The sequence below is a fragment of the Pseudotabrizicola sp. L79 genome, from assembly GCF_036553525.1.
Lineage (GTDB): Bacteria > Pseudomonadota > Alphaproteobacteria > Rhodobacterales > Rhodobacteraceae > Pseudotabrizicola.
This window is the reverse complement of sequence record NZ_JAZHDA010000051.1, coordinates 141,394-163,030: the sequence shown is the minus strand read 5'-3', so window position 1 is coordinate 163,030 and position 21,637 is coordinate 141,394. Positions and strand designations below refer to the sequence as shown.

23 protein-coding genes are annotated in these 21,637 nt (G+C 63.2%); 14 read left to right on the top strand and 9 right to left on the bottom strand.

Going from position 1 to position 21,637, the window contains the following annotated elements; genetic code table 11:
- Positions 1-5: 5 nt before the first annotated feature.
- Together V3C85_RS12565 and V3C85_RS12560 are read right to left on the bottom strand one after the other, a co-directional pair.
- On the bottom strand, positions 6-980 hold the full coding sequence (locus V3C85_RS12565; RefSeq protein WP_331795444.1) for a class 1 fructose-bisphosphatase: 975 nt from the start codon (positions 978-980) through the stop codon (positions 6-8).
- 236 nt (positions 981-1,216) lie between these two features.
- A complete protein-coding gene (locus V3C85_RS12560; protein ID WP_331795443.1) occupies positions 1,217-1,702 on the bottom strand; it encodes an RrF2 family transcriptional regulator in 486 nt (161 codons plus the stop codon).
- Positions 1,703-1,877: 175 nt separating this feature from the next.
- Between V3C85_RS12560 and V3C85_RS12555 the strand changes: the two genes are divergently transcribed.
- The 4 genes from V3C85_RS12555 (at position 1,878) to V3C85_RS12540 (ending at position 6,322) form a co-directional block, all read left to right on the top strand.
- Positions 1,878-3,098 carry an HlyD family efflux transporter periplasmic adaptor subunit gene (locus V3C85_RS12555; protein ID WP_331795442.1) on the top strand — a complete coding sequence of 407 codons (1,221 nt, stop codon included), beginning with the start codon at positions 1,878-1,880 and terminating at the stop codon, positions 3,096-3,098.
- The gene (locus V3C85_RS12550) at positions 3,095-4,267 is read left to right on the top strand and encodes an FtsX-like permease family protein (RefSeq protein WP_331795441.1); all 1,173 of its coding nucleotides are present in this window, start codon (positions 3,095-3,097) and stop codon (positions 4,265-4,267) included. Before V3C85_RS12555 ends, V3C85_RS12550 begins: the two co-directional genes overlap by 4 nt.
- A 5-nt stretch (positions 4,268-4,272) precedes the next feature.
- Complete coding sequence (locus V3C85_RS12545; protein WP_331795440.1) at positions 4,273-4,974, top strand: ATP-binding cassette domain-containing protein; 702 nt, start codon at positions 4,273-4,275, stop codon at positions 4,972-4,974.
- 79 nt (positions 4,975-5,053) lie between these two features.
- Positions 5,054-6,322, top strand: coding sequence for a glycerate kinase type-2 family protein (locus V3C85_RS12540; RefSeq protein WP_331795439.1), 1,269 nt, complete (start codon positions 5,054-5,056; stop codon positions 6,320-6,322).
- Here V3C85_RS12540 and V3C85_RS12535 read toward each other — a convergent pair.
- The 7 genes from V3C85_RS12535 to V3C85_RS12505 all read right to left on the bottom strand — a co-directional run bounded on the left by V3C85_RS12535 (position 6,319) and on the right by V3C85_RS12505 (position 10,643).
- Entirely contained in the window at positions 6,319-7,338 is a 1,020-nt protein-coding gene (locus tag V3C85_RS12535) for an AI-2E family transporter (protein ID WP_331795438.1), read from the bottom strand. The two genes, V3C85_RS12540 and V3C85_RS12535, sit on opposite strands and share 4 nt — an antisense overlap.
- A gap of 12 nt (positions 7,339-7,350) precedes the next feature.
- The gene (locus V3C85_RS12530; protein WP_331795437.1) at positions 7,351-8,274 is read right to left on the bottom strand and encodes a hypothetical protein; all 924 of its coding nucleotides are present in this window, start codon (positions 8,272-8,274) and stop codon (positions 7,351-7,353) included.
- A gap of 45 nt (positions 8,275-8,319) precedes the next feature.
- Entirely contained in the window at positions 8,320-8,649 is a 330-nt protein-coding gene (locus V3C85_RS12525) for a phage holin family protein (RefSeq protein WP_331795436.1), read from the bottom strand.
- Positions 8,646-8,879: a hypothetical protein gene (locus V3C85_RS12520; RefSeq protein WP_331795435.1), complete on the bottom strand. Its 234-nt coding sequence runs from the start codon at positions 8,877-8,879 to the stop codon at positions 8,646-8,648. Before V3C85_RS12520 ends, V3C85_RS12525 begins: the two co-directional genes overlap by 4 nt.
- 103 nt (positions 8,880-8,982) lie before the next feature.
- Complete coding sequence (locus tag V3C85_RS12515; RefSeq protein WP_331795434.1) at positions 8,983-9,174, bottom strand: PLD nuclease N-terminal domain-containing protein; 192 nt, start codon at positions 9,172-9,174, stop codon at positions 8,983-8,985.
- A gap of 164 nt (positions 9,175-9,338) precedes the next feature.
- Positions 9,339-10,139, bottom strand: a complete 801-nt coding sequence (locus tag V3C85_RS12510; RefSeq protein WP_331795433.1) for a PRC-barrel domain-containing protein — start codon at positions 10,137-10,139, stop codon at positions 9,339-9,341.
- A 24-nt stretch (positions 10,140-10,163) separates the two neighbouring features.
- Positions 10,164-10,643 (bottom strand): hypothetical protein, encoded by a 480-nt coding sequence (locus V3C85_RS12505; protein WP_331795432.1) that lies wholly within the window; start codon positions 10,641-10,643, stop codon positions 10,164-10,166.
- Positions 10,644-10,857: 214 nt separating this feature from the next.
- Between V3C85_RS12505 and V3C85_RS12500 the strand changes: the two genes are divergently transcribed.
- The 10 genes from V3C85_RS12500 (at position 10,858) to modC (ending at position 21,631) form a co-directional block, all read left to right on the top strand.
- The gene (locus V3C85_RS12500; RefSeq protein WP_331795431.1) at positions 10,858-11,889 is read left to right on the top strand and encodes a substrate-binding domain-containing protein; all 1,032 of its coding nucleotides are present in this window, start codon (positions 10,858-10,860) and stop codon (positions 11,887-11,889) included.
- Between the two features lie 139 nt (positions 11,890-12,028).
- Entirely contained in the window at positions 12,029-13,030 is a 1,002-nt protein-coding gene (gene iolG, locus V3C85_RS12495; protein ID WP_331795430.1) for an inositol 2-dehydrogenase, read from the top strand.
- Positions 13,030-14,931: a bifunctional 5-dehydro-2-deoxygluconokinase/5-dehydro-2-deoxyphosphogluconate aldolase gene (locus V3C85_RS12490; protein ID WP_331795429.1), complete on the top strand. Its 1,902-nt coding sequence runs from the start codon at positions 13,030-13,032 to the stop codon at positions 14,929-14,931. The genes iolG and V3C85_RS12490 overlap by 1 nt, the downstream gene beginning before the upstream one ends.
- Before the next feature lie 4 nt (positions 14,932-14,935).
- Positions 14,936-16,768, top strand: a complete 1,833-nt coding sequence (iolD, locus tag V3C85_RS12485; protein WP_331795428.1) for a 3D-(3,5/4)-trihydroxycyclohexane-1,2-dione acylhydrolase (decyclizing) — start codon at positions 14,936-14,938, stop codon at positions 16,766-16,768.
- Positions 16,765-17,658, top strand: coding sequence for a myo-inosose-2 dehydratase (gene iolE / locus V3C85_RS12480; protein ID WP_331795427.1), 894 nt, complete (start codon positions 16,765-16,767; stop codon positions 17,656-17,658). The genes iolD and iolE overlap by 4 nt, the downstream gene beginning before the upstream one ends.
- A 64-nt stretch (positions 17,659-17,722) precedes the next feature.
- The gene (gene iolB, locus V3C85_RS12475) at positions 17,723-18,529 is read left to right on the top strand and encodes a 5-deoxy-glucuronate isomerase (RefSeq protein ID WP_331795426.1); all 807 of its coding nucleotides are present in this window, start codon (positions 17,723-17,725) and stop codon (positions 18,527-18,529) included.
- 109 nt (positions 18,530-18,638) lie between these two features.
- A complete protein-coding gene (locus tag V3C85_RS12470) occupies positions 18,639-18,980 on the top strand; it encodes a winged helix-turn-helix domain-containing protein (protein ID WP_331795425.1) in 342 nt (113 codons plus the stop codon).
- A gap of 85 nt (positions 18,981-19,065) precedes the next feature.
- The gene (gene modA, locus V3C85_RS12465; protein WP_331795424.1) at positions 19,066-19,839 is read left to right on the top strand and encodes a molybdate ABC transporter substrate-binding protein; all 774 of its coding nucleotides are present in this window, start codon (positions 19,066-19,068) and stop codon (positions 19,837-19,839) included.
- On the top strand, positions 19,836-20,534 hold the full coding sequence (gene modB / locus V3C85_RS12460) for a molybdate ABC transporter permease subunit (protein ID WP_331795423.1): 699 nt from the start codon (positions 19,836-19,838) through the stop codon (positions 20,532-20,534). The genes modA and modB overlap by 4 nt, the downstream gene beginning before the upstream one ends.
- Complete coding sequence (modC, locus tag V3C85_RS12455; RefSeq protein WP_331795422.1) at positions 20,531-21,631, top strand: molybdenum ABC transporter ATP-binding protein; 1,101 nt, start codon at positions 20,531-20,533, stop codon at positions 21,629-21,631. The genes modB and modC overlap by 4 nt, the downstream gene beginning before the upstream one ends.
- Positions 21,632-21,637 lie beyond the last annotated feature (6 nt).

The following is a 21,637-nucleotide window of genomic DNA, read 5'->3' as shown; positions in this document are numbered from 1 at the left end:
TTCCGTCAGTCCTGATCTTGCTGGCCCGTATGGCCGAAATACGCCGCCACCCGCGCAACCTTGGCGCGGCTGCCAAAGACAAAAGGCGTGCGGTCATGCAGGCTGCGGGGCACGGCATCCAGAATGCGGGCGGTGCCATCGGTGGCCGCGCCGCCCGCCTGTTCGATCAGCATGGCAATCGGCGCACATTCATAGACCAGCCGCAAGCGCCCGTTTTCATAGCCCCTGCGGCTGTCGGCCGGATAGAGAAAGATGCCGCCGCGTGTCAGGATGCGGTGGGTTTCGGCCACCAGAGATGCGATCCAGCGCATGTTGAAATCACGGCCTTCGGGGCCTGTGCTGCCCGCCACCCGGTCGTCAACATAGGCGCGGATCGGTTCCGGCCAATGCCGGTGGTTCGAGGCGTTGATGGCATATTCCCGCGCCTCGGGGGCGATCGGGGGCACCGGGCCGGTCAGCACGAATTGCCCGGCCTGCGGGTCCAACACATATTTCAGAACACCTGCGCCAAAGGTGACGATCAGGCAGCATTGCGGGCCAAAGATCGCATAGCCCGCCGCGCGCATCTGGTGGCCGGGGCGCAGAAAGCTGGCCTCGGGCGTGGTGGCAGCATCGTAAAGGGCAAAAATCGTGCCAATCGACACATTGGTGTCGATGTTTGACGACCCATCCAGCGGATCAATCGCCAAGGCCAAGGGAGCGCCGGCGTTCAGCGTCAGAACGCCATCCTGTTCTTCTGACGCGTAATGCCGCACATCGCCGCCCCGCAACGCTGCCTGAAAGGCCGTGTCTGCAATCACATCCAGCGCCTTTTGCGCATCGCCATCGGTGTTGGTGCCGCGTGCTGCGCCAAGATGTTCATCAATCCCCCCCCGCGCGATGCGGGCGGCAATCCGAATGCAAACCCCGGCCAGACAATCGACGGTGCGCACAAGGGCAGGATCCGCCTTTGCAGGTGCGGTGTTCAGATGGGTGGGCATTATTGGTCCTTTTTCCGGCGCTGGGCAGCATAAACCGAGACAGCGGGCTGCACCAGCGCCTGCCAAGCCGCCCGCGCCTTATGGGTGCAGTCAACCCTGGATGGCCGGATATGAACAGACTCTGTACAACGCAATGCAACGGACCCTCGGGGTTCGTTCATGGTCCGCGATCATGCGTCTAATCTGAAGTGGGTCATGGGAAATGGATGTTTGGTGACCGATGCGCCAGCGGCCTGTTACGCCGGTTGTCCTGCAACCTGGCTGGATGGGCAGGTGGCGGGCGAGCGGGGGGCCATTTCCAGAAGCGCCGACAGGCCGCAGTTGCCCTTGACCAGATCTTCCAGCGTGATCATGTCCAGCTCATGGTAAAACGCTTCAACCGCCCGCCCGATATAGCTGCGCAGGCGGCAGGTGCTGTGCAGGGGGCAGGTGTTGCTGGCGGGGTCAAAGCATTCGGCAAAGGGGGTGCCGGATTCAAAGACCCGAAACACCTCTCCGATCGAAATCCGGTCAGGCCGCTGCGCCAGACGCAAACCGCCGCTTCGCCCCCGGATGGTTTCGACAAAGCCGTATTCCTGCAAATTGTTCACCACCTGCAACAGATGGTTCACCGAAGCGTTGCAGCGTTCCGCAATTTCGGGTGTGCGCACTGTCAGGCCATCGTTCACGGCGCAAGACATCAACACCCGCACGGCCAGATTGGTTTTTGTGGTCAGTCGCATGAATCGTGTCTCTTGGCGGTTTGGGGTTGTTGATCGGTCATTCGGCAACGCCCGACGGCCGGGCGCATGCTGTTCTTATCAAGAATGTCACAAGATCGTTTCGTCGGCCTTGATTTAAGTCATACGCGGGATGCCGGTTATACGACTAGGGTCGCGCAAACGACAGGATCACACAATGACCGACACACCCAAGACTGATGCTGATCTTCCGCTGCCCGTGGCCAAGCCAGATCCGGCGCCGGGCAAGGCGGGTCGGCGCTTTCGCAAGCGATACTTGCTGGTGCTGCTGGTGCCGGTTCTGATGTTTTCGGGCGGTGTGATGGGCATGTATTTTCAGCCGCCGGGGCTGAAAGTCTTTTATCAGGTGACGGGGCTGACCCCAGGCGCGGGGTCGGACAGCCCGATTGCCTTGCCGCCCGAGATTGATCTGCCCAAGGACATGGCCGAAACCATGCGCCCGACCGATGTGCTGGGCCTTGCCCGGCTGATGCCGCGCGGTGATGTGGCGGTGGTGGCGGCACCTTATGGCGCAGGCGATGCGCGGGTGGCTGCGGTGTTGGTGGCCATCGGCGATCGGGTGACCAAGGGGCAGGCCGTGGCGCGGCTGGATAATTCGGGTGTTCTGGAAAGCGCCGTCCTGCTGGCCGAGGCCAATCTGGCCGTGCGTGAGGCCACGTTGATGCAGACGAAATCAACAGTGCAAATCAGCCGGGATGAGGCTCAGGCCACGCTGGATCAGGCGCAGGCTGCCGCCGAAGAGGCCAGTTCGCAGCGCCAACGCAGCGAAGATCTGTTTCAGCGCAGCGTCGCCACCCAAGCCACACTGGACGCCGCGCGCGCCAGCGAGCGACAGGCGCTTGCCGCCGTTGCCAAGGCCGAGGCCACACTGGCCCGCTATACCGCCATCGCGCTGGACGACCAGCCCGATGTTATCGTCGCCTCTCGCAATCTTGACGCGGCCCGCGCTGATCTGGATCGTGCCAAGGCGGATCTGGCCCGCGCCATGGTGATGGCCCCGATTGATGGCACGGTGCTGGATATCCACGCCACCCCCGGCCAGCGGCCGCCAACCGAGGGCATTCTGGAAATGGGCAATACCGATGTGATGATGGCCGAGGCGGAAATCTGGCAGGATCGCATCGTGCAAGTGGCTGTGGGCCAACCGGTTGAACTGGCCGCCCCGGCCTTGGGCCGCACGTTTCAGGGCCGTGTCGATTCCATCGGTCTGACGGTGGGCCGGCAGGGGCTGATTTCGGATGACACCGCCGCCAATACCGATGCGCGGGTGGTCAAGGTGATGGTGGCACTGGATCAGGAGTCGTCGGCCATGGCTGCCCGCTTTACCAACCTTGAGGTTATCGCCCGCATCGACACCCATACAGGCCCCACGCAATGAGCCGCCTGTTGCAAGCCCTGTTTGGCCGCCTGCCCATTGGCTGGCTGCAACTGACGCATTCCCGAACCCGCTTTGCGGCTGCTCTGGCGGGCGTGGCTTTTGCCAATGTGCTGGTGTTCGTGCAGTTGGGCATCATGAATTCAATGGCGATTGCCACGCTGAAACCCTATGAATTCATGCGTGCCGACATCATGATTTCTGCCAGCGATTCCGACGCAATGACCGACGGTGGCAATGTGGCGCGCCAGTGGATGTTGCAGGCCATGGCCGACCCGGATGTGATCGGCGGGATGGGGCTGTTTCTGGGCAATGTCACATGGCAGCGTGCGCCCAACAGCATTGGCCTGTCTACCTTTGGCATTGATCCGGCCCAGACGGGCTTTCTGGCCCCCGACATCGCGGCCAAGACCGGGCCGTTGCAGGTGCAGATGTCAGGTCTGCTGGATCGTCTTTCGCGGGGTCTGCCCAGCGAGCAGGCCGCCGCAATCCGCCCGCAAACCCCGTTGTCGTTTGAAACGGGCGGCAAGACGGTGACGCTGTATGACACCTTTTCCGGCGGTGGTGGCTTTGGGGGGGATGGCTATATGATCGTCTCGGACCAGACCTTTCTGACCCTGTTTCCCGCCCGCAGTTCAGCGGCCCCTGACCATATCCTGCTGAAAACCGCACCGGGTGCAAACCCCGAAGTTGTGGCGGCCCGCCTGCGTGACATCATTTCGGATAAAAGCCTGCGGATCCGCAGCTATGATCAGGCCGCGCAAGAGGAATTGACCTATCAGCAAACCAAACGGCCAACCGGCCTGATCTTTGGCTTTGGTGTGGTGATCGGCGTTCTGGTGGGGTTGGTGATCGTCTATCAGGTTCTGTCCACCGATGTGGCCGACCATTTGCGCGAATATGCCACCTTCAAGGCCATGGGCTATGGGCCCGGCTTCTTTCTGGGTGTGGTGTTCGAAGAGGCGCTGATCCTGGGCATCATGGGCTTTGTTCCCGGCCTGATGGTGGGCACCGCCATCCTGACCTTCATGGGCAAGATGACTACCTTGCCGCTGATGATGACCCCCAGTATGGCCCTTATGGTTTTTCTGGGCACGATTGCCTTTTCCACCCTGTCGGGCGCGATTGCCACCCGTCGCCTTGCCGCCGCCGATCCGGCAGATTTGTTCTAAGCGCCATGACCGACACCCCGCCAATCAACGCCCAAGCGCTGAACCACTGGTTCGGCAGCGGCGAGGCACGCAAACAGGCGCTGTTCGACATTTCCCTGCAGATCCCGCGGGGCAGTTTTACAGCGCTGGTGGGGCCGTCAGGGTCGGGTAAAACCACGCTGTTGACCCTGCTGGGCTGTCTGCGCGATGTGCAAGAGGGATCGGTGCAGTTGCTGGGCCATGAATTGCGCGCCGCGCCCGAGGCTGATCTGATCACGCTGCGGCGGCGGCTTGGCTTTATCTTTCAGGCGCATAACCTGCATGAAAGCCTGACGGCGATGCAGAATGTGATGATGGGGTTGCAAGTGCACGGCCGTATTGACGATGCCACGGCCAAACAGGCGGCCGCGCATGCGCTTGGTCTTGTGGGTCTGTCCGAGCGGTTGCACTACCTGCCCGGCAACCTGTCGGGCGGGCAAAAGCAGCGCGTGGCCGTTTCGCGGGCGCTGGTTGGCAGCCCCGATATCGTCATGGCCGACGAACCCACCGCCGCGCTTGACCGTGAAAGTGGCGCCAATGTGGTCGATCTGCTGAAGCGGATGGGGCAGGCGCGCGGCACGACAACGCTGATGGTCACGCATGATGGCCGCATCCTTGACCGCGCCGACCGCATTCTGACGCTTGAGGATGGTCGGATCGTCAAGGATGAACGCCGCAGTCCGGCCTGACGCCAAGGCTGCTTCCCTTCTGCCTTGAAAACCGGTCAATATGGCGGCGCACCTTGGCTTGCCCCACCGAAAGACTATCATGCTGACTGATCCTGCCCACTTTCTGCGCCGCCTGTTTGACCGTGCTGTCGAGGTGGCAGACCCGATGCGCTCGCTGGCCCACCATCTGCCGCCCAAACCGCCGGGGCGGGTGGTGGTTGTCGGGGCGGGCAAGGCCAGTGCGCGGATGGCCGAGGCGGTCGAGGCCGCCTGGGGGCCCTGTGACGGGCTGGTGATCACCCGCTATGGCTATGGCCGCCCGTGCCAGGGCATTCGCATTGTCGAAGCCGCGCATCCGGTGCCCGATGCCGCAGGCGCGCAAGCCACGGCGGAAATGCTGGCGCTGCTGCAATCTTGCGGCCCGGATGACTTTGTTCTGGCGCTGATTTCGGGCGGGGCATCGGCCCTGCTGATCGCCCCGGTCGATGGTGTCAGCCTTGCCGAAAAGCAGGCGGTCAACGCGGCACTTTTGGCCAGTGGTGCCCCGATTGACCGGATGAACACGGTGCGCAAACACCTGTCGCGGGTCAAGGGCGGGCAACTGGCGGCAGCGGCCTATCCGGCCCGGATGCTGTGCCTGATGATCTCGGATGTGCCGGGCGATGATCCGGCCTTTATCGGTTCGGGCCCCACGGTGCCAGATGCCACCACCCCCGCCGATGCCCGTGCGGTCTTGGCGAAATGGCAGGTTGCCGTGCCAGACAGTGTGACGGCAGCGCTGACCCGGCCTTCGGGCGTCATTCCGCCGGGCGATCCGCGCCTGTCGCGGGTTGAAAACATCATCTACGCGGCCCCGGCCCAATCTTTGGCGGCAGCCGCCGAATTGGCGGCGAAGTGCAGGGTTCAGATGCTGGGCGACGCGCTTGAGGGCGAGGCGCGCGACGTGGCCGCCGATCAGGCCCAGATGGCGCAAAGCATTGCCGCAACGTTGCAGGCCGATGACCTGCCCGTGCTGCTGCTGTCGGGTGGTGAATTGACGGTGACGCGCCGCGGCGATGGCATCGGCGGGCCGAATGCCGAATTCTGTCTGGCCCTGGCCATCGCCTTGCAGGGCCACCCCCGCATTCACGCAATCGCCTGCGATACCGACGGCGTGGATGGCGCGGCCGAGGTTGCGGGGGCAATCATCGGCCCCGACACATTGGCCCGCGCCACGGCGGCAGGGGTTGACCCCGCAGCCGCCTTGGCGCGCAACGATGCCCACCAGTTCTTTGGGGCCATCGGCGCACAGGTGGTTCCGGGGCCGACGCTGACCAATGTCAACGACTTCCGCGCCCTGCTGATCTTGCCGCCTGACGGTTCGCTTTAATCCGCAAGATTGGCCGAGCCACTGTGCAGCACGGCCACCCACAGCAGCAGCGGGATTGCCACGATCCCGCCAATGGCCCCCCAAAGCCAGATGCCGAACAACAGCGCAACGAAAACCAGCAGCGGGTTCAACTCCATCTGCTTGCCGACCAAAGCGGGGGTCACGAACTGGCCTTCGACAAAGTTCAGCGCCGCAAAGGCCAGCGGGGGCAGCAGCACCGCCGCCCCGTCAAAGCTGGCCACCCCGGCAAAGAGCAGCGCCACGATCAGCATCGCGGGGCCAAGATAAACGACGTAGTTCAACAAGAACGCCACCACGCCCCATAAGAATGCACCCGGCAGCCCGATGGCCTGCAAGACAGCAGCCGTGGCAAGGCCCAGAACAGTGTTGATCGCGGTGATGGTCACGAAATAACGCGATACCGTCACCTCGGCATCGCGCAACCGTGCCGCCACCTGCCCCCGCTGGGCAGCTTTGGCCAATCGACGGGCCGCCCATTCATAGATGTCGTTGCGCGTCAGCAGAAAAAAGAACAGCGTGCCGATAAAGGTCAGGATCTGGGCAGCCACTGCGGGCGCAATCAGCAGCGCATCGGTCACCGATGGCATCTCGACCATGCTTTGATCGGTGGCGGGCGCGGCCGTGGCCGGTGGTGCAGCAGCCGACGACACTTCTCGCGTCGCCTCGGCCAAGCCCGCGGCAAGGCTGCGCAGGGCCTGCAGCACCTCTTGCACATCGGACCAGACCTTGGGGGCCTGCTCCACCAATTGCGCGGCAAGGGGTTGCAGCAGCAACCCGACCCCGCCCAGAAAAACCAGCGCCAGCATCAGGCTGACAGCGGCGCCCGCCGCAGGGGCCAGGCCGGCGCGTGCCAGAACACGCGACAGCGGCGACAGAACCACCCCCATGACCAAGGCAAGGGCCATGGGGGCGGCAATGTCGCTGATGGCATCCAGCGCGGCGACAACCGCGATGGCGGCCAGAACGACCAGGGCATTCTGCGACAGCCGTTCCATACCGGGCAAGCGTCAGGTCGCAACCGCGCCGTTGGCGCGCTTGCTGGTGTCTTTCGCGGCTTTCGTCGCCGCCTTTGCAGTGCGGCGCGCGGTGGCCTTGGCGCTTGCAGCCTTGGCCTCCAGCCCTTCGGCCATCTCATCCACCGCGCGGCTGGCCGAGGCGCTGACCCGGCTTGCCACCTTGCTGGCCTTGGTCTGGATCGTCTTTTCGCGGCTTAACACAGCCGCAGCTTGTGCCAGCAGGGCCGTTGCCGCCAGCGGGGCTGCGCGTTTTACAATCGGGCGCGTGCGCGGCATCGCCACCGCAAGGGCCGCGCCAAGGGCAAGGCCGATGGCCGTGGCGGCAAACGGATGTTGCCGCGCGGCATCGGCGCCTTTGGCCAAGCCGTCTTCAGCCGCGGCGCGCCCCTTGCCCAATGCCTCCCAAGCGCGTTCGCGGGCCTCGATCACCCGTTCGGCGGCCTCGTCGCTCAGATCGGCAAGATTGTCGCGAAAGGCCTCTGACAACTCTGTCGCCATCTCCATCGCCACTTCGGCCTTTTCTTCGGCGGTGGCGCGGCCTTCGTCGATCAGCGCCGCCAGCCTTTCCTGTGCGGTTTCGCGGGCCCGCATCGCGCGGGCGACCCAATCTTCCGTCAGGTCGTCAATCTCGCCCACCTCGGCGGGCAGGCCGCCTTCGTCTTCCCAGTTCATCAGGTTTTCGGGCTTGGGATCAGGCGTTGCCGTTCCCCGCCCGGCCAAAGCAAGCCATGCCAGCCCTGCACCGATGACCGCCGTCGCAAAGGGGTGGGCACGGGCCTGATCCATCGCCACGCCGCCCAGATTGCCGCCCAGAGGTCCACCGCCAACCTTCCGCCCCATCCGGGCCAGCCCGTCGCGCAGTGCCGCTTCGCTCTCTGCCGCCGCAGCGGCCAGTTCTGAAATGCTCTTGGTCATGACAGTCTCCTTTCCCGGCCACCGCAAGGGGCGGCCATTCCATTCTCAATGTCGTGTCGCCCGCAGCATCAGGGCGCGGGCCCCCATCGTTAATGCCACCGCCACAAGGATCGCGCCCGTGGCCGTCAGCAACAGTGCGGCCGGCCAGGAGTATCCGGCGATCTGCAATTCCCACGCCGCGGCCGCCAACCCCAGCCCCAGCGCCAACAGCACGAACATGCCCGCCAGGACCAGCAGCCCCAAGGCAAGGCCCGCCTGACGCCCCCGCTTGCGGGCCTCGACCTGCATCAGTCTAAGCCGCAAGACTGCATATTTGCGGGCCAACAGACCCAAATGCAGCCATTGCAGCAGCGATTTGGTGCCACCGTCGCTCATTGCGCCTGATCCTCCAGCAGCAACTGTGTCAGCACAAAGCCGCCAGCGGCTGCCGCAAGAACCAGGGCAATCGGGTGCTCTTGGGCAAATTCCTCCAGCCGCTGGGCCATGTCGTCGGGGGCCAGTCCTGCGATCTGTTCGAACATCTTGTCCGTGTCATCGGCCCCTGCTGGCATGTGCTGGGACAGCCTTGTCAACAGCCCGGTCAGGTCTTGCAACAACTGGTTCATCTTGCCTCCTTGCGCCCCAAGCGATCTGTCCAAACCCCGTCTCCACCTTGGGGCGGCACGAGGCTTGGGGTTGTGGGCCTTGGTCTGCGATAAAGGCGGCCGGTCAGCCCGCCTGATGACGCGACCGTGGTCCTGCCACCAGCCATATCAGGAAACCCAGCACCGGCAACAGCATCACAAGCAGGGTCCACATCACCTTGCTGCCCGTGCTGCGCGCAGAGCCGATAATTGAAATGATCGCCCAAAGATCAAGCGCCAGGATCAACAGGCCGCTTAATCCGGTCAGTTCAAACATCGAAAGTTCCATCATCCAGCATCCCTTTCCGTCTTGCCATCTCAACGCGACAGCCTGTGTTTGGTTCCCTGCCCAAATTGACGCCAAGACGTTTCAGCCCGCCCAGACAAAACGGCCCGCAGCACTGCCGCGGGCCGTTTCATCAAATTGTGCCGATGCCGGGATCAGCCCGTGTGTTCGGGCAGGGCTTCCAGTTGTTCCTTGGTCAGCGACACTTGCAGGCGCAACTCCTCCGACCCTTCGACCGACTGGATTTGCAACTGATCCATGTTCAGCGCCACCGGCTTGGCGCCCAGGCCCAGAAAGCCGCCGACATCAACCACAGCCTGTGAAACGGTGCCTTCCGGGGTCAGAACCAGTTCCGACACTTCACCAATCCAGGCGTCGGTCGCATCATAGACCGGCGCGCCTGTCAGCTCTTCGGCCGTCAGATCCGCGGTCTGGGGCAGCGCCTGTGGTGCTGGGTCGGCCGCCATCGTATCGGCCGTCATGGTGTCGGCCGATGGGGTCGCATCCATCGCGGCGGCATCGTCGCCCCAGCTATAGGCGGGCGCACCTTCCAGAACGGCGCGGTTCGCAGTCATGACCAGGAAGAAATCATCCAGATCTTCGGCGGTTCCACTGTCGGCAACAAAACGGATTGCCCCCATGTCAACGGCCACCTGCCGTTCACCCATGCCCAGAAAACCGCCGATATCCACCAGCACGGAATCGATGGTGCCATCACGGGCCAGCAGCACATCGTTGATTTCGCCGATATCCTCCCAGCCGTCTTGCAGGCCGGCATATTCATCGGCATCCAGCGCCGCCTCGGATGCATAGACGCGCATCCCGATAAAGTCAGACGCCGGGATCATCATTGGATCAGCCGCGCTGCGAAAGGGGTTCGACATATCGGTGCCTTGGGCGAATGCACCCGTTGCAATGGCACCAAGGATCGCCGTGGAAAGCATCAGCTTTTTCATGGTTAGTCTCCTTTTATCAATATGTTACGCGCTGTTTGCGCTCGGGGTGTCAACGTCTGCTTTTGGGTGTTGGTTCCGCAGCCGGTCGAAAAAACTTTCGCGTCCTTTGCCGCCTTGGGGTGCCGCGCCGATCCGGTTTTGCATGGCAAAGCGCAGGCCCCGTTGTGCGAACAGGCGGTTGGCATGGGTCACAAAGGCCCCCAGTGATGCCACCAAGCCATCAGGCATCAGGGGCGGAACAAGGAAAACGATCATCGCAGGCCGCCCCACTGGCAGCTTTTGGGCCACCAGCCGCGCCTCTGCCGATGCTTTCAGAAACGCGTCGCCCGCCGTCTGACCGGGCGCAATGGCGACGTGCACGCAGTGCAGCGATTGCGGGACGGCGCGGCGGCTGTGATCCTTGCCATGGGGGGCAAGTGGCTGCGCAATCTGGCGCGGCATCAGATCAAAGGGGGCCGCCTTTCGGGGCAGGGTTTGCGTGGACAGCATCTGATCTCTCCGCATCTCGGGGGTGTGGCAGATCAAGTCGCTGGGTGGCCTGCCGGTTCCCCTGCTGCCGCCCGACGGGCAAAGTTCCGCCCAAAGCGGGTGGGCGTGTGTGCAAATCCTTCGTCAGAGCTTTCGTCAAAAAACCGATGTCAGCGCGGCAATTCATGTTGTGATTTTCGTCAGGCCGCATCACGATGCTGCGGACCCCGCCCTTTGTGTCAGGTGCAGCATGGCCAGCCGAACCACCATTCACGATGTTGCCCGCGCGGCCGGTGTTTCCACCGCCACTGTCGACCGGGTGCTGAATGCCCGCGAAAAGGTGCGCGAGGAAACGGCGCTGCGGGTTTATGCGGCGGCGCGAAAGGTGGGCTATCATGCCGCGCCGTTGATCGGGCAACGGGTGCAGGCCGATTTGCCCCGGTTGCGGTTGGGGGTGGTGCTGCAAAAGGAAAAGCAGGCCTTCTATCAAAACCTGCGCGCCGAGTTGGAACGGGCCATTGGTCAGGCGACCGGGGTGCGGGCCAGTCTGATCCTTGAGTTTTCAACCTCGCAATCGCCGGCGGAGTTTGCGGCGCTGATGGATGGCTTGGCAGGGCGGGCCGATGTGGTCTGCGCCACCGCTGTCAGCCACCCTGACGTGACGGATGCGGTGACCAGGCTGAATGAACGCGGCATACCCTGCTTTGCGCTGCTAAACGACTTTGCGCAAGGAATTCGTCAAAATTATCTTGGGCTTAACAATATCAAAGTGGGCCGGATCGCGGCCCATATGATTGCCCAGACCAGCCGGAAGGATGGCAAGATTGCCGTCTTTGTGGGCGGCTATCGCTGGCATGGGCATGAGTTGCGGGAAACCGGTTTTCGCAGTTATTTTCGCGAATACGCCCCGCAGTTTTCGGTGCTGGATACCGTGGTCAATCTGGAAACCCGCCAGCTGACCTATGAGGCGACCTTGGCGCTGTTGGCACGAAACCCTGATCTGCGTGGCATCTATTGTGCCGGTGGCGGGATGGAAGGGGCCATTGCCGCCGTGCAGGAAATGCGCCCCCCCGGCGATGTCGTGTTGGTCGTCAATGAATTGACGCCCGAAAGCCGCGCCGCGCTGATCACCCGCCATGTCGCGATGGTGATCGGCACCCCCCTGCAACGCTTTTGCACGGATCTGATCGCTTTGGCGACCGAGGCGGTATCCACCCCCCTGCCTGCTTTGGCGGGACAACACTTCTTGCAGCCTGATCTGTATCTGCCTGAATCGGTCTGACGAAAATCCGTCAAAACTGCGCATCAATTTCGTCAGAAATGATGCGAAAATCATCAGGCAGATTGACCAAACCCCGCAGAAGCAGCACGGTCCCGCTCAATATCGGCTTGTTGCCCGCGCTTAACTTAAGGATTCCCTCATGTCGCTGAACTTTGCCATTCTTGGGGCTGGTCGGATCGGTCAGGTTCATGCCCGCGCCGTGGCCGCAACGCCGGGAGCCAAGCTGGTTGCCATTGCCGATCCGGTGGCCGCTGCCACCGATGCCCTGCGCGCCACCTATGGCTGCGATGTGCGCAGCATCGACCAGATCGAGGCTTCGGGCGATGTCGATGCCGTTGTGATCTGCACCCCAACTGACACCCATGCCGATCTGATTGAACGGTTTGTGCGGGCGGGCAAGGCGGTGTTTTGCGAAAAGCCGGTCGATTTGTCGCTGGCCCGTGTGCAGGCCTGCCTGAAGGTCGTCGAGGCCAGCAAGGGCAAGGTCATGGTCGGCTTCAACCGCCGGTTTGATCCTGATTTCATGGCGGTCAAAGCCGCGATCGAGGCGGGCAAGATCGGCGCGGTCGAGATGGTCACCATCACCAGCCGCGACCCCGGTGCCCCGCCTGCCGACTATATCACCCGCTCGGGCGGGATGTTCCGCGATATGACCATTCATGATTTCGACATGGCCCGTTGGCTCTTGGGCGAAGAGGTTGAAACGGTTTATGCCTCGGCTTCGGTTCTGACCGACAAAACCATTGGCGATCTGGGCGATTTCGACAGCGCCAATGTCATCCTGCGCACCGCCACGGGCAAGCAGGCGGTCATCACCAACAGCCGGCGCGCCACCTATGGCTATGATCAGCGGATCGAGGTTCTGGGTGCAAAGGGCATGGCCGCCGCCGAAAACCATGGCGAAAGCCGGGTGGTTCTGGCCGATGAAAAAGGGTTTCACGCGGCCCCTCTGCTGAATTTCTTCATGACGCGGTATATCGCGGCCTATGCCAATGAAATCGCCTCGTTCGTGGCGGCGGTGCAGGGCAATGGCCCAATGCCCACCACTACCCATGATGGGCTGATGGCGCTTGCCCTGGCCGAGGCTGCGTTGAAATCGGTCAAGGAAGGTCGCGCGGTCAAGGTGTCGGAGATCCTGTGATGCAGGATCTTGATCTGATCACCATCGGGCGGTCGTCGGTTGACCTTTACGGCGCGCAGGTTGGTGGCCGGCTTGAGGATATGGCGTCGTTCCAGAAATATGTTGGCGGCTCGCCCACCAATATGTCGGTGGGCACGGCGCGCCTTGGCCTGCGGTCGGCGCTGCTGACCCGTGTCGGCGATGAACATATGGGGCGCTTTATCCGCGAACAATTGGCGCGTGAGGGCGTTTGCACAGATGGCGTGATCACCGATCCTGAACGGCTGACGGCGCTGGTTTTGCTGGGCATCCGCGATGAGCACCGCTTTCCGCTGATCTTTTACCGCGAGAATTGCGCGGACATGGCCCTGTGCGAGTCCGATGTGGACCCCGCCTTTATCGCCCGTGCCCGCGCTGTGGTGGCAACCGGCACGCATCTTAGCCACCCCCGCACCGAAGCAGCGGTTCTGAAAGCCCTGCATCTGGCGCGTCAGGCCGGGGCGCAAACCGCGCTCGACATTGATTACCGCCCCAACCTGTGGGGCCTTGCGGGCCATGGGGATGGCGAAAGCCGGTTTGTCGAAAGCGCGGCAGTGACGGCCAAGCTGCAATCGACCCTGCCCCTGTTTGATCTGATCGTCGGCACCGAAGAAGAGTTTCACATTGCAGGCGGCAGCACCGATACGATCACGGCGCTGCGGGCCGTGCGGGACGTATCGAAGGCCACGCTTGTCTGCAAGCGCGGGCCTATGGGGGCGGTGGCGTTTACCGGGGCCATTCCCGATACGCTTGACGCGGGCGAGGCCGGGCCGGGCTTTCCGATCGAGGTGTTCAATGTGCTGGGCGCGGGCGATGGGTTCATGTCGGGCCTGCTGAAAGGCTGGCTGGACAAAGAGCCTTGGCCCGTTGCCTTGAAATATGCCAATGCCTGCGGCGCCTTTGCCGTCAGCCGCCATGGCTGCGCGCCCGCCTATCCCAGTTGGGAGGAGTTGCAGTTCTTTTTCAACCGTGGCGTTGTGCGCCCCGATCTGCGCAATGACGCGCCGTTGGAACAGATTCACTGGTCAACCAATCGCAGCGGGGGTTGGCCTGACATGCGGGTGTTTGCCTTTGATCACCGCATGCAGTTGGAAACGCTGCCGGGGGCAAGTGTCGAAAAGATCGGCGCTTTCAAACGGCTGTGCTTGCAGGCCGCAACGCAGGTGCAGGCAGGCCAGCCCGGCTATGGCATTTTGTGCGACAACCGGCTGGGGCGCGAGGCGTTGCAGGCCGCCGCCGACACCGGGCTGTGGATCGGTCGCCCGGTCGAATGGCCGGGGTCGCGGCCCCTGACGCTAGAGCCCGAGTTGGGGCCTGATTTCGGCGGTTTGGCGGAATGGCCCTTGGCGCATGTGGTCAAGGTCTTGTGCTTTTACCACCCCGATGACAGCGCCGAGATGAAGGCCGAGCAAGAGGCCACTGTCACCCGCCTGTTCCATGCCGCCCGCCGCAATCGGCTGGAGTTCTTGTTGGAAGTCATCCCGTCAAAAGCGGGCCCGGTGACGGATCAGACCACCGCACAGGTGATCCAGCGCTTTTATGACATCGGCATCTTTCCCGATTGGTGGAAGCTGGAACCAATGCAGACCGAGGCTGGCTGGCAAGCCGCCTGCGACGCTATCATCCGCAACGATGCCCATACTCGCGGCATCGTCGTTCTGGGCTTGGGCGAAAGCGAGGCCACATTGGCGGCCAGTTTCGCAAAGGCGGCCAAGTTCGATCTGGTCAAGGGCTTTGCGGTCGGGCGCACCATTTTTGCCGAGGCGGCACAGGGCTTTCTGGCGGGCACGATGACTGAAACGCAGGCTATCGCGATGATGGCCGACACTTATGCGCGGCTTTGTTCCCTGTGGGATGCGGCCAAGACACAGGCAAAGGGCTGAACACATGACCACGATCCGATTGACGGCCGCGCAGGCGATGGTGAAATATCTGGCCGCGCAGATGAACGAAGATGGCGAGCGTTTTCTGGCGGGGGTCTGGGCGATCTTTGGCCATGGCAATGTGGTTGGTCTGGGCGAGGCCTTGCAGGCCGTTCAGGCCGAGTTGCCCACCTATCGCGGCCAGAACGAACAGTCGATGGCCCATGCCGCCATCGCCTATGCCAAGCAACTGGGTCGGCGCCGGGCGATGGCTGTCACCTCCTCCATCGGGCCGGGGGCGCTGAACATGGTCACGGCTGCGGCCCTGGCCCATGTCAACCGGCTGCCGGTTCTGTTCATTCCCGGCGATGTCTTTGCCCATCGTGGCCCCGACCCGGTTTTGCAACAGATCGAGGATTTCGGCGATGGTGCGCTGACAGCCAATGATTGCTTTCGCCCGGTCAGCCGCTATTTCGACCGGATCACCCGGCCCGAACAATTGCTGACGGCACTGCCCCGTGCGCTGCGGGTGATGACTGACCCGGCCGAGTGTGGCCCGGTAACGCTGTCGTTCTGTCAGGATGTGCAGGGCGAGGCGTTTGATTACCCCGAAGCCTTTTTCGCCGAGAAAGTTTGGCGTCTGCGTCGGGTGCAGCCCGACCCGGCAGAGCTTGATCAGGTCGCTGCCCTGTTGAAATCGGCCAAGCGCCCGGTGATCCTTGCGGGCGGGGGTGTGCATTACGCCTTTGCCACCGATGCGCTGCGTGCCTTTGCCCAGGCACATCAGATTCCCGTCGTCGAAACCCAGGCGGGCAAATCGGCCCTGCCTTGGGATCATGCCATGAATTTCGGCCCTGTCGGTGTCACCGGGTCCAGCAGTGCCAATGCGATCTGCGAAAAGGCCGATGTGATTCTGGGCGTCGGCACGCGGTTTCAGGATTTTACCACGGGGTCTTGGTCGCTGTTCAAGGAACCAAACCGCAAACTGATCAGCCTGAATGTGGCGGCCTATGATGCGATGAAACACGGGGCCGAGCCGTTGTGTGCCGATGCGCGCGATGGTTTGCAGGCCCTGTCTGCGGCGCTGACAGGGGTGGTGTTCAATGCTCCCGATGCCGGGTTGAAGGATGCCTGGTTCAGGCTGGTCGATCCCTTGTGCGCCGCACCCGAGGGCGATCAGAACGCGTTGGCCACTGATCAGCAGGTGGTCGGTGCGGTGCAACGCGCGGCGGGCGAAGATACCGTGGTGATGTGCGCCGCAGGCACGATGCCGGGCGAATTGCACAAGCTGTGGAAATCGACGCGCCCGATGTCTTACCACATGGAATACGGCTTTTCCTGCATGGGCTATGAAATTGCCGGGGCCCTTGGCATCAAGATGGCACAGCCGCAGCGCGACGTTGTCTGCTTTACCGGCGACGGCACCTATATGATGATGAACAGCGAAATGGCGACAGCGGCCATGCTGGGCATCAGCTTTACGGTCGTCGTCACCGATAACCGCGGCTTTGGCTGCATCAACCGGCTGCAAATGGGCACCGGCGGGGCCGAGTTCAACAATCTTTACGCCCACGCCCGTATCGAGCATCAGCCCCAGATCGACTTTGCCGCCCATGCCGCCAGCATGGGGGCGACCAGCGTCAAGGTCGGCTCGATTGCCGAGCTTGAGTCGGCACTGGCCAATCGGCGGGGGATCACCGGCCCCTATGTCATTGTGATCGACACAACCCCCTATCACGAGCACGCCCTTGGGGGCACATGGTGGGAAACCGGGGTGCCCGAAGTCAGCGCGCGGCCTTCGGTCAACGCGGCCCGCGCCGATTATGATGTCAAACGCAAGACACAGGCGCGCGTATGATCCGCTTTGGCACAAACCCAATCGCTTGGGCCAATGATGATGATCAGACCATCGGCGCCGACATTCCGACCGCCCGCATTCTGGATGAGGCGGGCCGTCAGATCGGCTTTGACGGGATCGAAAACGGCCACCGCTGGCCTGATGACCCCGAGGCCCTGCGGGCACTGTTGGCCGAAAACGGGCTTGTGTTCATCTCGGGTTGGTATTCGACCAATCTGCTGGTCCAATCGGTGCAGGCGGAAATCGCCGCCTGCCAGCCCCATCTTGCCAAGCTGAAACACAACGGCTGCAAGGTGATGATCGTCTGCGAAACCTCGAACGCCGTGCATGGCTCGAATGCCTCTGTCAATGATCGGCCCCGGCTGACGGCCGAGCAGATGGCCGCCTTCTGCACCAAGATCGAGTCGTTTGCCGCCTATCTGGCCAGCCAGGGGGTGACGCTGGTCTATCATCACCACATGGGCACGATCATCGAAACCCCGGATGAGATTGACGCATTGATGGCAGGCACCGGGCCGCATCTGCACCTGCTGTTCGATGCGGGCCATTGCGCCTTTGGCGGTGGCAACCCCGAACAGGTGCTGGCCCGGCATGTTGCCCGCGTGTGGCATTTTCATGCCAAGAACATCCGCCCCGCTGTGACGGCCAAGGTGCGGGCCGAGGGGATGTCATTTCTGCAAGGGGTGGTGGCCGGGGCCTTTACCGTGCCGGGCGATCAAGAGGGGGGCATCGACTTTGCGCCGCTGTTGAAGATCCTGGCCGATGCTGGTTACGATGGCTGGATCGTGATCGAGGCCGAGCAAGACCCAACGGTGCGTAACCCGCTGCTCTATCAGACACTTGGGTTGGCCACGCTGAAACGTCTTGCAAAAGAGACCGGGTTGATCTGAACCTGACTTTCGCATCGGGCGCACGCGCCGGATGGATATTCGGGAACAGACAAAGGGCAGGCCGATGAGCAGACTTTTGGTGAAGCCAAACGGCACGCAGGGCAAGGTGCATGATTGCAGCCCCGAAACGGCGGGCTGGGGCTATGTCGGCTTTCAACTGTATCGTCTGGCCCCGGGTCAGCAGGCGGCAGGCCATCTGGGCCAGCGCGAGGCGATTGTGGTCTATGTCGAGGGCAAGGGCCATCTGACCGGGGCAGGCCGCGACTGGGGGGTGCTCGGGGACCGGTTGGATGTGTTTGAAAAAACGCCGCCGCATTGCGTTTATCTGCCCGAAGGGTCAGATTGGGCGGTGACAGCAACCACCGATCTGGTGCTGGCCATTTGCACGGCACCCGGCAAGGGGCAGCATGCCGCCGCGCAAATCGGCCCCCAAGGTGTGCCGCAAGTCACCCGTGGCAAGGGCACCAATACCCGCCAGATCAACGCCATCGCGATGGAAGAGCGCGATGTGGCGGGCAGCCTGTTGGTGACAGAGGTGTTCACACCGCAAGGGCATTGGTCATCCTACCCGCCCCATCGGCATGATGAGGATGACTTTCCCAACATGACCTATCTGGAAGAAACCTATTACCACCGGCTGAACCCCTCGCAAGGGTTTGGCATCCAGCGGGTTTTTACCGAAGACGGCACGCTGGATGAAACCATGGCGGTTGCAGATCATGATCTGGTGCTGGTGCCCAAGGGCCATCACCCCTGCGGCGCACCTTATGGATACGAGATGTATTACCTGAACGTCATGGCCGGGCCGCTGCGCAAATGGCGGTTCCAGACCCATCCCGATCATGACTGGATCGCACAGCGCGACGCGTGACGCGGGCCTTGTGGCGGGGGCCTTGTGACGGGGGCCGTGTGACGGGGGCCTTGCCTTGGCCCTGCCTTTTCCGGCAGGAAGGGGCAGACCGGTGTTGCAAAGGCCAGCCATGCCCGAACTGAAGCTGCGGATTCTGTTTGACGATGCGATGCTGGGCCCCGGCAAGGCCGAACTGTTGACGCGGATCGCCGAGACAGGGTCAATCTCGGCCGCCGGGCGCGCCATGGGCATGAGTTACAAGCGCGCCTGGTCTTTGGTTGAGGAATTGAATGCCAGCTTCGCCGCGCCGCTTGTCTCGTCGTCTCGTGGCGGGGCAGGGGGCGGCGGGGCCGATCTGACTGACGCCGGGCAGACCGTGCTGGCGCTCTATCGTCGTGTTGTCGAAAAGGCCCGCGTCGCCGCCACGGCCGAGATTGCCGCGCTTGAGGCGATGCGAAAGCCAACCGGTTAGGCGGGTTATGTCCCTTGGGAAATATCGCTTGCCAGAGCAGAGGTGCCGGATGATATGTTTGCCAAAACATATCGAAAGGCGTGCCATGGTTCGCACTGTGCTGTTGTCTGCCGCCCTGCTGGCCTTGGGCCCGCCTGCCTTTGCGGCCGAAGTTGTGGTCTTTGCCGCGTCTTCCCTGAAAACCGCGCTGGATCAGGTTGCTGCCGACTGGCAGGCCGAAACCGGCCACACCGTGCTGATCAGCTATGCCGGATCGGGCAAATTGGCGAAACAGATCATTGATGGCGCACCGGCTGATCTGTTCATCTCGGCGGCCGAAGATTGGATGGATCAGGTGGCGCAACAGGGCCAGATCGTCGATGGCAGCCGTATTGATCTGCTGTCGAACCGGCTGGTTCTGGTGGGGCAGGGGGCTGTGGCCCCGGTTCCGGTGATTGGCCCCGATTTTGATCTGGCGGGCCTGCTGGCGGGGGAAAAGCTGTCGATGGCCATGGTTGATTCCGTGCCAGCGGGCCAATATGGCAAGGCCGCGCTGATGACTTTGGGTCTGTGGGATGATGTGCAATCCCAGGTGGTGCAGCGCGATAATGTGCGCGCCGCCTTGGCGTTGGTCGAGGTGGGCGAAGCCGGTCTGGGTGTGGTCTATGCCACGGATGCCGCCGCCAGCGACCGCGTGGCCGTGGTGGCCCGTTTTCCCGACACCAGCCACCCGCCGATCCGCTACCCCGCCGCCTTGTTGACCCATGCACAAGATGATGCCGACCGCGCCTTTCTCGATGCCCTGTCCGGGCCTCGGGCGCGGGCGCTGTTCACGGCGCAGGGGTTTGTCGTCTTGCCAACCGATGCCCCGGCACCATGACAGGCTGGCTGACCCCCGAGGAATGGCAAGCCGTGGTGCTGTCGCTGCAAGTCTCGGGGCTGGCCGTGGTCTGCAGCCTGCCCTTTGGCATCTTCATCGCCTATGCGCTGGCCCGCTGGAACTTCTGGGGCAAGGCGCTGCTGAACGGACTGGTGCATTTGCCGCTGATCCTGCCGCCCGTGGTGACGGGCTATCTGCTGCTGTTGACCTTTGGCAAGCGGGGGGCCGTGGGCCATCTGCTGGATCAGTGGTTCGGCATCGTCATCGCCTTTCGCTGGACAGGGGCTGCGGTGGCTGCGGCGGTGATGGCCTTTCCGATGATGGTGCGCGCCATCCGGCTGGCGATCGAGGCGGTTGACCCAAAGCTAGAGCAAGCCGCCGCCACGCTTGGGGCCTCTCGGCCTTGGGTGTTCGTGACCATCACCTTGCCGATGATTCTGCCCGGCATCATCGCGGGCACCATCATCGGCTTTGCCAAGGCCATGGGCGAGTTTGGGGCCACGATCACCTTTGTGTCGAACATCCCCGGCCAGACGCAGACGCTGTCGCTGGCCATCTACAACTTCCTGCAAATTCCGGGTGCCGAGGCGCAGGCCATGCGTCTGGTCTGGGTGGCCATCGCCATTGCCATGACGGCGCTGTTGCTGTCGGAATGGGTGGCCCAGTCTGTGGCACGGCGGATTGCGGGAAAATGACGCTTTCCGTTGCCCTGACCCATCGCTTTGCCGGGCTGGCCCTTGATGTCGCCTTTCAGGCCCCCGTGGGTCTGACGGTTCTGTTTGGCCGGTCGGGGGCGGGCAAGACCACGGTGGTGAATGCGGTGGCGGGGCTGTTGCGGCCCGATGCCGGGCGCATCCAGTCGGGTGACCGGGTGCTCTTGGATACGGCGGCGGGCATCTGCTTGCCGCCACATCGGCGTCGGGTCGGCTATGTGTTTCAGGATGCGCGGCTGTTCCCCCATCTGACGGTGCGGCAAAACCTGCTGTATGGCCACTGGTTCGCGGGCGGGGCAGGGGCGGCTGATCTGGGCCAGATCGTCGAGATGCTGGGCATTGGTTCCCTGCTGGCCCGCCGCCCCGCCGCCTTGTCAGGGGGCGAGAAAAGCCGCGTGGCCCTTGGCCGTGCGCTGCTGTCAAATCCGGGTCTTTTGTTGCTGGACGAACCCCTTGCCGCGCTGGATGATGCGCGCAAGGCCGAGATCCTGCCCTATCTGGAACGGCTGCGGGATGAGGTGCACCTGCCCATCCTGTATGTCAGCCATTCGATGGCCGAGGTGGCACGGCTGGCCACAACTGTGGTGATGCTGGACAAGGGCCGGGTGGTGGCCACCGGGCCAGCGGCCCAAATCCTGTCTGATCCGGCCACAGCCCCCGGTCTGGGCCTGCGAGAGGCAGGGGCGGTGCTGGTGGCGCGGGTGGCCGAACATGCCCAAGACGGCCTGACCCGGCTGGAGACGGGGGCAGGCCCGCTTTGGCTGCCGCATGTGGCCCAGCCTCTTGGCACCGCGCTGCGCCTGCGCATTCTGGCGCAAGACGTGATGCTGGCGACCCAGCCACCGCAGGCGATTTCGGCCTTGAACATCCTGCCCGCCCGCGTTGCCGATATCCGCTTTGGCGACGGCCCCGGCGCGATGGTCAGCCTTCAGGCCGGGTCTGAACGGCTGTTGGCCCGTATCACCCGCCGGTCGGCCCAGACACTGGGCCTTGCGCCGGGGGTGCCGGTCTTTGCCGTGCTGAAAGCCGTTTCGGTGGCGCAAGAAAACATCGCGCCCCATGCAGGCACACCCGGCTAGGGCAAT